Source organism: Aerococcus sanguinicola, from assembly GCF_008726925.1.
In the GTDB taxonomy this organism is placed as follows: domain Bacteria; phylum Bacillota; class Bacilli; order Lactobacillales; family Aerococcaceae; genus Aerococcus.
Genome location: NZ_VYWO01000011.1, coordinates 1 through 12,563, shown reverse-complemented (window position 1 = coordinate 12,563; position 12,563 = coordinate 1). Strand labels below are relative to the sequence as shown.

General features: G+C 46.8%; 10 protein-coding genes. 3 read left to right on the top strand and 7 right to left on the bottom strand.

The window, feature by feature from the left end:
* Window positions 1–448 precede the first annotated feature (448 nt).
* Window positions 449–1,243 carry a hypothetical protein gene (locus tag F6I03_RS09650; protein WP_070430435.1) on the bottom strand — a complete coding sequence of 265 codons (795 nt, stop codon included), beginning with the start codon at window positions 1,241–1,243 and terminating at the stop codon, window positions 449–451.
* A 78-nt stretch (window positions 1,244–1,321) separates the two neighbouring features.
* Here F6I03_RS09650 and proC point away from each other — a divergent pair, with 78 nt between their 5' ends.
* Window positions 1,322–2,128 carry a pyrroline-5-carboxylate reductase gene (gene proC, locus F6I03_RS09645; protein WP_070430436.1) on the top strand — a complete coding sequence of 269 codons (807 nt, stop codon included), beginning with the start codon at window positions 1,322–1,324 and terminating at the stop codon, window positions 2,126–2,128.
* A 531-nt stretch (window positions 2,129–2,659) separates the two neighbouring features.
* Here the strand turns inward: proC and F6I03_RS09640 are convergent.
* A complete protein-coding gene (locus tag F6I03_RS09640) occupies window positions 2,660–3,112 on the bottom strand; it encodes a Fur family transcriptional regulator (RefSeq protein ID WP_210383779.1) in 453 nt (150 codons plus the stop codon).
* Window positions 3,113–3,319: 207 nt separating this feature from the next.
* On the opposite strand from F6I03_RS09640, the gene F6I03_RS09635 reads away from it, so the two are divergent.
* Entirely contained in the window at window positions 3,320–4,426 is a 1,107-nt protein-coding gene (locus F6I03_RS09635; RefSeq protein WP_070430438.1) for an FUSC family protein, read from the top strand.
* Window positions 4,427–4,503: 77 nt separating this feature from the next.
* Here F6I03_RS09635 and pulA read toward each other — a convergent pair whose 3' ends face one another.
* Complete coding sequence (pulA, locus tag F6I03_RS09630; RefSeq protein ID WP_168163701.1) at window positions 4,504–6,486, bottom strand: type I pullulanase; 1,983 nt, start codon at window positions 6,484–6,486, stop codon at window positions 4,504–4,506.
* 208 nt (window positions 6,487–6,694) lie between these two features.
* A complete protein-coding gene (locus tag F6I03_RS09625; RefSeq protein WP_070430439.1) occupies window positions 6,695–7,951 on the bottom strand; it encodes a hypothetical protein in 1,257 nt (418 codons plus the stop codon).
* Window positions 7,952–8,121: 170 nt separating this feature from the next.
* On the opposite strand from F6I03_RS09625, the gene F6I03_RS09620 reads away from it, so the two are divergent.
* Window positions 8,122–8,688 (top strand): DUF402 domain-containing protein, encoded by a 567-nt coding sequence (locus F6I03_RS09620; RefSeq protein WP_067976595.1) that lies wholly within the window; start codon window positions 8,122–8,124, stop codon window positions 8,686–8,688.
* A 500-nt stretch (window positions 8,689–9,188) separates the two neighbouring features.
* On the opposite strand, the gene mutY is transcribed toward F6I03_RS09620, so the two are convergent.
* The 3 genes from mutY to F6I03_RS09605 are packed head-to-tail and all read right to left on the bottom strand — an operon-like array spanning window position 9,189 to window position 12,240.
* Window positions 9,189–10,436, bottom strand: a complete 1,248-nt coding sequence (mutY, locus tag F6I03_RS09615; RefSeq protein ID WP_224788520.1) for an A/G-specific adenine glycosylase — start codon at window positions 10,434–10,436, stop codon at window positions 9,189–9,191.
* Between the two features lies 1 nt (window position 10,437).
* Window positions 10,438–11,481: a recombination regulator RecX gene (gene recX / locus F6I03_RS09610; protein ID WP_083290521.1), complete on the bottom strand. Its 1,044-nt coding sequence runs from the start codon at window positions 11,479–11,481 to the stop codon at window positions 10,438–10,440.
* 42 nt (window positions 11,482–11,523) lie between these two features.
* Complete coding sequence (locus tag F6I03_RS09605) at window positions 11,524–12,240, bottom strand: hypothetical protein (protein ID WP_070430500.1); 717 nt, start codon at window positions 12,238–12,240, stop codon at window positions 11,524–11,526.
* Between the last annotated feature and the right edge of the window lie 323 nt (window positions 12,241–12,563).

The window sequence follows — 12,563 nt, the reverse complement described above, 5'->3', positions numbered from 1 at the left end:
TGCCGCCAGCGTTCGTCCTGAGCCAGGATCAAACTCTCATGAAAGATTCATGAGCTTTGATAAGCTCGTTATTGCTGACTTTTTATAGTTGTTTGCTCAACTATTTATTGTTTGAATTGTTGGTTCATCAACTCGAAGTTGATGCCCTACACAATTGGTTCGTCTTCTTTGTTCAGTTTTCAAAGGTCTATCTCGTCGCCTCATTGAAGCGACTATTTAATAATATCATATTTCTCAAAGGCTTGTCAACAACTTTTTTAGAAAAGTTTTTTTGTTCTTATTAGAACTTTTAAGTCCTTCTGAGAAGTACTCAATTATCATATCAACTTGCTTCCGTCTTGTCAACAAGTTTTTTATTTTTTGTTGTTTGAGCTTTTTAGCGACTTGCGCTCTCTCAAACGACAAAAATTAGTTTACCAAGTATTCTTTCTTTTGTCAAAGACTTTTTTTATTTTTTTGAAATTAATTTGATTTGACCGGCTAAAAGGCACACAGCATAGACTATAAAGCTAGTCGCTAAGATCGTTGGCTGCCTGGTTAAGACTGCTGTAATCAGTGTTAAGAGAGAAGCAGGGAGTGTGGATAGACTAACTAAGGCCAAGCAATCTTCAAAATTCATCAAGGCTGAGAAAGCCGTGCGTCGTCTTCGATTGAGATAGCTAGCGCTGAGAAAGGCATAGGCAAAGACAATAAAAGCAAAGTAGAGATGTCGGAAGGCTAGCAGAGTTAGAAAACGACTTTGGGCTTGTTCTTCTTCTTTATAGCTTTTTAAATCTTCTAATAGTCTATCCATACTTGTAGGGACCTGCCAATGGATGGGATAGGCCCCCTGCCCAGCTTGACCGTCTTTTAGGCGGTAAAAATACTGGTCTGGCAGAAAAACAAAATAGGATTGATCGGAGGCTTCAATCCTTTGTAAGGTCTGGCCACTAGGAAAATAATAAAGGTTTAAGTCGTTCACCTGGTCATGGCCGGCTTGATCAGTTTCTTCAAAATAGCCATCCTCATAGGAATTAGCTGAGAGTAGAGGACTAGTCTGGCCCGTGAAATAAACTTCTAATTGGTCAAATTCATGACTGAGGTCCTGGTCCACCTTAGTTTGGTAAGTGCTAATAAAGGGAAGACAGAGGATTAGGCTAACTATTAAGAGTAAAAGCGATGCTGTAAGTATTGACAAGCGATGGCGGAAAGCTAGATAAGTAGTTGCTAATTTGCTAAAGGAATTTTTGATTGAGCTAAACATTAGCTAGGCCTCCTTGGAATCTCGACTTAATGACTAGGAAATATGCTATAATATTAAAAAATAAAAGGAGCCAAGTCTATGCCAATTATTTCTATTATCGGTGCTGGTAATATGGGTGGTGCAATTGCTAAAGGGATCTTAGAAAATCCTCCCTTCCAAAGCATGGAGGTACGCCTAGCTGACCAAGCAGTTGACCAACTTAAAGTTTTTTCTGACCAATACTCTGTTACTTGCTTTACAGACAACAAGGAGGCAGTGGCAGGAGCGGATTATGTTATCCTAGCCCTTAAACCTGCTTATATTGAAGCGGTGATTCAAGAAATCAAGGCAAGTCTCTCCCCCACTTGCTTACTGGTCTCGATTGCAACTAGTCTGAGCCTAGAGGGTGCGAGCAAGTTATTAGGTTCTGAACAAAAATTTGCTCGTGTCATGCCGAATACCCCTGCCCAGGTAGGTGCCGGAATGGCTGGCATCGTCTGCAATGAGCGTTTGGATGCCGATGACCGCCAAGGCCTCCACGCCATCTTCTCAAGTTTAGGCCAGGCCCGCTTCGTGACTGAGGACCAGTTAAATACGGTCACAGCCTTATCTGGATCAGGCCCTGCTCTCATGTACATGATGCTTGAGGCGATGGCTGACGCTGCTGTTTTAACAGGGATGGGCCGGCAGGATGCTTATGATTTTGCCAGCCAGACCATGCTTGGAGCAGCCCAAATGGCCCAGGAAAGCCAGCTCCACCCTGGCCAACTAAAGGATATGGTCTGTACACCCGCTGGCACAACCATCGCCGAAGTACAAGCAGCAGAAGCACTGGGACTGCGGACAGCCATGATTGAAAGTCTATTAGCTGGCTACGACAAGGCTAAAGAACTGGCTAACACTTGAGCCTAGAAAGTCTATGACAGAAATCGCCTAGCCCAGGCATTCAATAGCTGTAGATTTGCTAGGCTTCGAGCAGCCCTAACAAGTGTCCACATCTGACAACAAAAACTTATCAAAGCTTTGGCTAGCATGCCTAGTTTAGAAGAGGCTGGGACAAAAGTCCCGGCCTCTTTATAAAATACGAACTATTCTTTAAAAACGTGTTCCAAAAGTCAGCCCTGACATCCACTTCGTACAGGGTGTGAGCAAAGGCGTCCAAAAAGGGATGACTGGAGGCAAAGAGGATAAGAGCGGCTTTAGCCGATCGTTCCACTTTGCTGAAGTCACTCCCTTTTTGCCTTTGTGAACCCAACTACGAACTATGGAAGAACCTTTGACAGGTTCTTTCATAGTTCGCGGACAGTTGCTATAGCTGTTCGAAGCGGAGCGAGTTACAGATATAGTATGCGCTAGCTGATTCAGGGCTAACCGACTTTTGTCACACTCTCTTTTTATTGGCTATTAACATATCCTAGCAGGCGCCAAGCGCATGGCTTAGTGGGAGTCTGCTTCCTGACGTTCAAGTTGGCAGTCTTGACACAGGCCATAAATTTCTAGCCGATGGTTATTGACCTTGAAGCCCGTATAGGCTGCAGCATAACTCTCCAACTCATAGAGAATGGGGTAGTAAAGGTCCACTATACGGCCGCAGTGCTCACAGATTACATGATAATGGCGGTCCAAATCGAAGTCGAAATGGCTGGCATCGTCCCCGTAATTTAATTCACGTACCAAGTGCATCCGAGTCAGGAGGTTTAAATTATTATAGACCGTTGCCAAACTCATGCTCTTAAAATGCGGCGACAGCTCATTAAAGATGTCCTCTGCTGTGGGATGGTCCTTGGTTTCAATGAGGTATTTAATAATAGCTTCCCGCTGGGGGGTGATTCGCACCTTATGCTCACGCAGGGCTGTAATTGTTTTCGCATACTTGCTCTCATTATCCATCACTGGACGTGTCATCTCTCTTCCTCCTCTCACATTATAATTATTCCATTCTATTTCAGTATACCTCTTCTTTATGGAGGAGGCTAGTCTTAGCCCTAAAATTTATACTAAAAGAAGCTAATAAGGCTTTACTATCCAACAAACAATGGTAAGCTTATAGGGAAAGTAATTCTCATAATTTATCTGTAAAGGAGACAAACAAGAAAAATGAAATTGGGTGCCCGAACGATCAAAACAGGCATTGGTGTCATGTTGGCTATTATTATTTCTACTTTCTTGCCGCATATTGACCCGACAATGCCTGCCTTCACTGTCGTTTTGACCATGCAACAATCGGTTGGTAAAACTTGGGAATCAATGTCGAATCGGATTATCGCGGCCTTCATGGGGGGGCTCTGTGCCGTCATAATGACCACCCTCTTTGGACGCAATGCAGGCATTATTGGTTTAACGGTGATTATTTTTATTGTTTTAATGAATTCGATGAAGTTGTCCAATGCCATCTCCATTGCGGCGATGACAGTGGTTATTATCATGCTCTCTCCCTTCGATTCAGACCAAGAGATTATCCTCACCGCTAGTAAGCGGGTGATTGAAAGTTTGCTTGGCGTTATTATCGCCTTCCTGGTTAACCTCTTCATCTTACCTCCTAAGTACGATGCCGTCGTCTATGATGAGATCAACACTACTAATACCGAAATTGGCATCCGCTTGAGGGCTATCCTCAGGAAGAATGGCGAATACTCCACGCTCAATTCGGACCTCATCTGGGCCCGGCGTAAGATCCACCACATCCAAGAGCTCTTCGAACGTCTAAAAGAAGAGCGTGTATGGCGGGGCAAAGGGATCACAGAATTCAAGCGTAAATTGGTGATTATCCGAAGCTTCATCCAAGCGCTCAACCACGCAACCCGCCTCCTCCGACTCCTCCACGAACATACCAATGTGGTCTTTGAATTGCCTGATAGCTTGCGCTTAGAGATTCGCGAACGCATCGAAACCCTCTGTGCAGCTCATGAACAGATCTTCCTTAAATTCGATGGCCGGATCTCTCCCACTGAAGTGAACTTCTTCCAGTCCACTTCCCAATACCGGCAACACCTGATCGATAATATGTTCAAGGCCGCCCGCCTCTCTGAGAATGAAACGGACACCTCACAACTCGAACGGTCCAATGCCATTATTCTAATCACTAGCGCGATCATCCGCTATGAAGAAAGTCTCATGCGACTCAACATGCTCGTTCGCAGCTACCACCTCCACCATGTGGAAGACAAGTTCCAAGCCGACAGCTTAAAAGGCATAGAAAAATAAGTTAACAGGCTATAAAATCCAAAAGCAAGCCCCTGCCTTCAGAAACATCTCAGGCAGGGGCTTTTCTTCTCTTCTTTCTATTTGTTGGCAGTTAACTCTTGCTTGACTTGCTCAAAAATGCTCACTGTCAAGAAGGGAATCTCTGCTTCTTGGCGATAATTTTGGACCATTTCATCATCCGAGTAAAAACGTCCCTCACTCGCTCGCAGCTTCCAATCGCCCTCAGGCAAATGGACGCTCTGATTTTGCTTGGAAGCATTGCAGGCCAGTAGGATTTGCCGGTCATTGGCCTGGTAGAGGCCCAAGATAATTTGGGAATCTGCCCGGAGAAATTCCAAGCGATCATAAATAGCTGCGAAGCTGTCCAAGCGAAAAACATCGTGGGCCTTGCGGTAGCTGAGTAAGCCCTTAAAATAAGCAACCGCTTCGCTCTCCTCATCACGACGCTCCCAGTCCAAAGCATTAATCTCAACCGATGCATTGTAGGTATTCCTTAGATTCAATTTGCTCCGCAAGAATTCCTGACCGCTGTGGAAGAAGGGAATACCCTCACTTAAAGCAATCAAGCTATTAGCTAACAATTGCCGGCGCCGGCGGAAACCAGGCACTTCATGGGCCCGGGTAATAGCTAGCTTATCCCAGAGGGTCCAATTATCATGGACCGCACAGTACTGGATGAGTTGTTGCGGTGCATGAAAGTGATAGTCCTCCCCATTCAGGGTTTGACTACCTTTTAAATTTTCGACAATTTGAAATTCCAGGTGTTTTTTGTTGGAAATAAAACCTGTGTCATGGCCCTCTTCAAAGTCATTACCCCGCAAGGCATCACGGAAGCGGTCATTAAAGAAAGAAATTCCCTCCAGCTGGGCAGCGTTCTCCAAGCATGCCTTATCCTTGTCTGCCAGGCAATGGCCCATATTCCAACCCTCACCTAGGATAATAATATTAGGTCCCAATTGGTCGGCAAGCTGACGAACGGCCTGCATGGTCTCTACATCAATTAATCCCATCAGGTCGAAACGGAAACCATCCACATGGTATTCCTCCACCCAATAGCGGATAGCATCTAAGAGATAGCGGCGCATCATCCGGCGCTCTGTCGCCAGCTCGCTGCCAACTCCTGAGCCATTAGCTGGGTGACCGGAAGCGTGGAAGCGCAGGTAGTAATCTGGGACAGTGAGCATCAAGGGGTGGCTCTCCTCGTCATAGACATGGTTGAAGACCACATCCATAATCACCCCGAGCCCCTTCTGATGGAGGGCTTGGATCATCTGCCGGGTCTCCTTAAGCCGGGTCACTGGGGTATAGGGGTCGGTCGCATAAGACCCCTCCGGCAGAAAATAATTCTGGGGGTCATAGCCCCAATTATAATTGCGAGCGCTCTCCCGCTCCTCATCAACCGTTGCAAAGTCGAAGAAAGGCATCAATTGGACATGGCTAACGCCTAAGTCGGCTAAATAATCCAAAGCTGTCGGCAAGCCCTGGGGACTGGTCGTTCCAGACTCAGTTAAGCCCAAGTACTTACCAGGAAAACGAACGCCAGAAGAGGGGGCTGCGGTTAGATCACGGATATTCGCTTCATAGATGACAACGTCACTAGGCGCTAGCCTCGGTCCCTGGTCCTCTTCCCAAGCCTCGGGATAGGCAGTGGTCGGATCGATAACTACCGATCGCCCACTATTGACCGTTGCTGCCTTTGCATAAGGATCTTGGGAATAAACACAGCTCCCGTCTGGAAAATAGAGCCGGTAGCTATAAGCGAGATTGTGGCAATCACCGGCCAAACTCGCCTCATAGCTCCCTTGCTTTTGCCGCTTCATCGGATAGCTATCGTATATTTCACTATATAAATCTTTAAAAACCAATAAATCCACTTGCTGGGCCAGAGGTGCCCAAAGCACAAAGCGTGTGAAGCGTTTATGATAGACTGCCCCCAGTGCTCCAGTGTAAGCATAAGCCCGGTCAAATTCTTCGCTCAGTGCAATCTCATGCATTTTATCGCGGATGGTCTGGGGCGATTCAATCCCCGACAGGGCAAATAAGTCATCAAGCAATTCCATTATATATCTCCTTAATCTGGCAAAAGCAGGCTGCCAGTGCAAAACTATCCCATGAGCCTGAGCTAAAGTCGGATCAAAGGGCTCATTAATAGACTGTATCAAAATAAACATCGCTTTTATTATAGCAATAATTCGCTGAAGCGTGCATTAACTTTTGCTCATTGAAGCCAAGTAAAAAGCCCCTCCCTTAGGAAAGGCCTTATCTTGCTTAATATTGTCCTTGGGGCGTCCCATTATTTGCCTGGTAGCCGCCGTTATTGCCATTGGTGTTGCCATATCCGTTAGCATTCCCCTGTTGGTTCTGGTTGCCTGGATTATAGGTGTTGTTATTAGGGTTCCAGGTATTTTGCTGGTTGTTTTGATAATTCTGGTTACCCCCAGCGTTCCAATTCCCTTGCTGGCCTTGGGCAGGAGCGGCCTGGTTAGCTTGGGCCCGGGATTGGCTAGCGGCTTGGGCTTCGGATTCAGCTTGCCTTGAGGATTGGGCAGCTGCTTCTGACTCAGCAGCCGCTTGAGCCTGTGCCTGGGCTTCCGCCTCAGCTCGGGCGCGTGCCTCTTCTTCTCTTTGCTTAGCTTCAACTTCTTTGAACTGGTCGAGATCGTCATTCTTACCCTTGAAGCCGTGGCGGGCATCGATAGAGGTCTCAGTCAATTCCTTGGTCAGTAGTTGACTCCATAAGTCTGCCCCTTGGTTGGTCAACTGACCGTCCTCCGTGTAGGCGTCCTCTAAACTCAAGTTATCAGCTGCTAACTTCTCCTTGAAGTCAGCCCACATGTCGTAATAATTATAATTCAAGTCATCCAGTATCTTAGCGATCTTATCTTTGTAGGCATCGCTCGCTTCGTCATCATTCAAGCTAGGCGCAATAACAAAAATCGGTAAGGCTTCCGGCTTGGCCAAGCGTAATTGCCGGTAGATTCTTTCAATGTTTTGCTTACTCGTTGCTTCATCAATTCCAGCCTGGGCTTCAGCTGCTAGGTTAAGGGGGACTAAAATCAGCTGGCCGTCACCTTCTGCCACTTGCTGGGCATAATCACTGGCTAAGAGATCAGCTGTCGACATCCCCGTATAGTTCAACTTATTAACAGCAATCTGATCAAAGCCCTGGTCCTTGAGACCAGCCAGCCCTGATTCTAGCCAGTCTGCTGATTGGTTAAGCAAGTCTACTGCTAAGAGACTGACTTGGTCTGCTTCGCGGTTCACATAAGCCAAGTACTTGGCAGCTGTTGTCTGCTCACGATTCTGCTCAAATTCTGCAGCTGCTTGGTCTAATGACCCTGTCTGCTGGCTAGCCTGGTTCCCTTCTTGGTCTGCTGTTTTATGGTCTTGGAAGAGTGCTGTTTCCTCAGCTAAACGTGCTTCTTCACGTCGCTGACCAATCACATAGGACCCGCCAATAATGATGAACCCGACAACCACTGTCGCTAGCATGGCCAGCAGGCTTTTTTTGTTGAATTCCCTCATAAATCTAACTCCTCGTTTATTTTCTTTCCATTCATTGTAGCACAAAAATTTAAGGAATCGAACAGTGGACTCTTTTTAATAATTTCTAATTAAAAATTCTATTTTTAGCTAAGCTATGTTATACTATTTAAGAATAAGATTGAATACTGATGCAGAAAGCAGGTTTTTTGATGCGTAATCCTCAAGAAGGAGAATACATCGCAGTCAAAAGCTATAAACATGACGGCAGTTTGCATCGCACTTGGCATGATTGTATGGTGCTCAAGACTTCTGATCAGAGTATCATTGCTTGCAACGACCATACCCTTGTCAGTGAATCCGATGGTCGGCGCTGGGTAACACGCGAGCCCGCCCTACTCTATTTTCATAAGAAGTACTGGTTCAATATCGTCACGATGATCCGCCAAAAAGGCACGTCTTATTATTGCAACCTGGCTTCTCCCTACATAATGGATAAGGACGGCCTTAAATACATTGACTATGATTTAGATATCAAGGTCTTTCCGAATGGCGATAAAAAGTTACTCGATGTCGATGAATACCTCGACCACGGTCGAAAGATGGCCTATCCTTACGATATCGATTACATCGTCACTTGCCATCTCTATGAATTGAACCGCTGGATTGAAGAAGGCAAGGGGCCATTCTCCAAAGCCTATGTAGACTTATGGTATGAACGGTATTGCCAGTTAAGCCAGCGTCAACAACAGCATAAGAAGAAGCGCCGCCAGCACTAGCTGCCGCCCTTTCGATTTGATTGTGAAGTATTCGAAAGTTCAAAAAAAGGCTGAGTTTTATACTCAGTCTTTTTTCTTTGTGCAATTGGGATAGGGTAAGGCAGCTAGAGTCTGCGGTCACAGGAAGCTAAACATGCGCCCTCACACACTGTTTAGTCGGGTTCGAGGATGCAGAAAGGGCTCCTCTTCAGCAAAAACCGTCGAAGACTTGCTGTCTTCTCTGGCTTTTGCCTCCAGAGGCCCCTTTCTCCCGCATCCTCTCACACCCTGTAGTCGGGTTCGGTCTGGCAGCTTTCCTGTCACTTCACAAGTCTTCGCCGCAGTCTGTGAGACTGCTCTGGTGACTTGCTCCAGTGAAGGAAAGCTAAGCGCCAGTCCTCACACCCTGTTTAGTTGGGTTCGCAAGAGCAGAAAGGGAGTGACTTCAGCAAAGTGGAACGATCGGCTAAGGCCGATCTTATCCTCTTTGCCTCCAGTCATCCCTTTCTAAGCGCTCTTGCTCACACCCTATTTTTTTCGTAGGCTTGCCAGATTTTCATTTGGACGGTGGGGAAGGCGTGCTGGCTGAGGTCGTCAAGTTTTAGCCAGGCCCAGTTTGTTTGGGCTTCTTTTTCGAGTCGGTCGAGGACCTGGTCTGGGTCTTCATTTACTTGGCCCTGGTAGATACGAATGTGCCAGACTTGGTGGCTGAAGACGTGTTTGACCTCTGCTAGCTGGCGCTTATAGAAGATTGGGCTGACTTGGTAGTGAGTTTGAGCCTCTAAGAGCAGGTTATCATAGATTGACTGATCGTCTTCAGCGACTTGGTCGGCAAAGAGAGGACCCAGTTGGCCTGCCTCTTTCCCTGCCTGTGTCCTTTCAATCAAGGGAACCGTCCACATCTTAGCGAGCAAGCCCGTTTTGGGGCGTTGACAGATTAAGACCCGACCTGTCTTATCCTCTAAGACTAAGGCATCATAGTAGTAATGTTTGGCCTTGGCTTTTTTGCTCTTGACAGGATAAGCCAGACTTGTCCCAGTCAGAGTTGAAAGGTTAAAGTCGCGCAGGGGGCTAGCCTCGGGATTGGGATCCTTAGCCCGCTGGAAGCTCGAGCCCAGATCCATAATGGCCTGGTTAAAGTCTCCTGGCCGGTCAGGATCCACCAGGTACTGGCCCAGAGCCTGGAAGATCTTGCGGTTTTTGGCCTGGGCAATATCTGCTGTTACCGTGAAGAGTCGGGCGAAGACCCGCATGGCATTGCCGTCAATGGCTGGGGTCACGATACCGAAGGCAATGGAAGCAATCGCCCCAGCGGTATAAGGGCCAATTCCCTTTAAGGATTGAATGGCTTTGAGCTCATTGGGAAATTCGCCATCAAATTCTTCCATAATCGTCTGAGCGGCGACCTGCATATTGCGGACCCTGGAATAGTAACCCAGGCCTTCCCATGCCTTTAGGAGGTCAGCTTCGTCGGCCTGGGCCAGCGATTCAATATCGGGAAAGCTTTGCATAAAATTATGATAATAAGGGATAACCGTGTCCACCTGGGTCTGCTGGAGCATAATCTCTGACACCCAAACCGCATAAGCGGATTTCGATTCGCGCCAGGGTAGGGTCCGGCCATACTGGTCATACCAGTCCAATAAACATGTCTGGAATTTTTCATTCGTTTTAGGCCCCCAGACTTGGACGCCATAAATCTCTGGCCCGATGTCTTCAATTGCACTCCGGCCAATCCAATCCTTGGGCTTTTGATCTTGTATCTGCAAATTATCCCTCTTCCTTCTCCATCGCTTGGTCCAGCCAATGCTTAATGGCATCGCCCTCAAAGCCTCGGCGGTAAAGCTGTTGTTTAACTTTAAAATAGCGGTCTTTTGGCTCTAAGCGGCGGTACTTGCGCCAGTACTTCCGGCCTTGCTGGTCCAACTTATCCTGCTCTAACTGGTCATCAGTCAGGCTTCGGCTCGCCTCCTTAACGGCTTGCTTAGCTGCTTCACTCGCAAAACCTTTCTGCATCAGGTAACGAACTGTCCGCTGCTCACTATCGCGCTGGGCATACTTTCGCATTTGTTGTTTTAGGCGTTTGGCTGCAAGGTCTTCAATATTTTCCTGGGCGGTTTTCTCATCATATTCTTCCAGGGCTTGTTGGATTATGGTCTCAGTCAGTCCCTTTTCCTTTAATTTGCGTTGGATCTGGGCTGGGCCTTTCTTCTGTAGCTTCATGGCCGTCCGCGTGTAGGACTGGCCATAAACGAGGTCATCGACCAGGCGCAGTTCTTTCAGGCGTTGAATCGTCTGGTCGATCACTGCTTCTGACCAATCGTCCCGCTGGAGCCGCTGTCGAACTTCTTTCTCTGAACGCAATTGATGGCTGAGGTAATTGACTGCTGTTTGATAAGCTTGGGCAGCGGCTTCCGCCGCTTGAATCTCTTCTACCCGCTCACCACCTAAAAACTGGCCCTTGGCTAAAGCAAACTTAACCAGGATGGCTTCACTCACAGGGAAGGCATAGCTCTGGTCGAGGTAGATATTAAAACGATTCTTCCGTCGCTTCTGCACTTCAATCTTGGTAATTTCGCCAGATAAATTCGCCTCTTGATCCTTGTCTTGACGCTTGAAAGAAGCTGTCTCAGCCTCTTTGGCAACAGCTTTTTTGGCTTTCAGTTTTTGAGCAGCTTGGACCAAGTCCTCGGCTTGGCTCGACGCATTCGTTCGAGTCTTTTCTTGACTTGGTTTTTTCTTAGCAGTACTTCTCTCTTTGCCTGCAGATAAGTCTGAAAGCCGTACGGGCCCTTCATAATTTTTCTTTCCCATCGCTATGCCTCCTCTCGTCCCCCTACTATAGCATACTTTGAACTAGTGGATAAAGTCTAAGACCCGTTCATGCCAGAGCGCCAGCTGTTCATTATAGTGCTCTCTATAGATATCTTCAGCCGTTTGGTAGAGCTCACCGAACTGGTCAGAAGCCTCTGTGAAGAGCATTCTCTGGAAAAGGTGGCTATTTTCTAAGTCTTCTAGCTTAAAATACGGCGGTTGCTTGGGCGTATGTAAGAGAATGGACATATTCAAAAAGACCCAACTGCGGTAGGCCTGTCTGACCAAGGGAATAAAGCGGCGGGGGCGCACATTCAAAGTCAGATGAAAGTTGCCGATGCCCTCCACAATGGTATGTTGGTTATTCTCCTTTAAATTGGGCAAGCGGTGGACATGGTGGAGAGCTAACCAGGAAGGAGTTCCCCGCTTAATTGATTTCAAAGGAATAAAGATCAAATCGGCACTCACAACCGGGAGAAAGGGTTTAGCTGTTAGCTTCTGATGAAAAAAATGCTCTTTAGCCATCCGCTCGCTATAGTTCTGGATCAGGATTTCTGGCTTTGCCGGGGTCCTAAAGAGCGCCCCGTCACTGCATACGACTAGGGTCCGACCAGCTTGACGGTCAGCTTCCGGCTGATAGTGTAGGTAGACCACTTGCTCGCGAAGATTCACTGTCTTCACTCGCTTAGCCTGCTGGTAGAGGGCCTTTAAGTCTTCAGTCCTTGCAAAATTAGCCACCAAATTCTGATTTCCTAACATTACTCTTGAACCTCCAATTAATCGTATTTTATAGCCCTTATAGATAAGATTAAGGCCACTTATAGACTAGCAAATTTCTTGTCCAACAAGGGCTTTTTCATGAAAGATTTACATTTCTTTTACCGAATAATTACATTGGCTCGATTAAAGCAAACATCCAGCCCATCATTAGCTGCAAAGTAAAAAGAACAAGCCCATTGAACTGCCCCCTGTCAAGTAGACAGGCAAATAAATAAATTTTTACCATGTGTGATTTTTGTCATGCATGGTTTTTATTTTGGATTTTAAAATAGAATTTATCAGTGAATACGATATTTCATAAC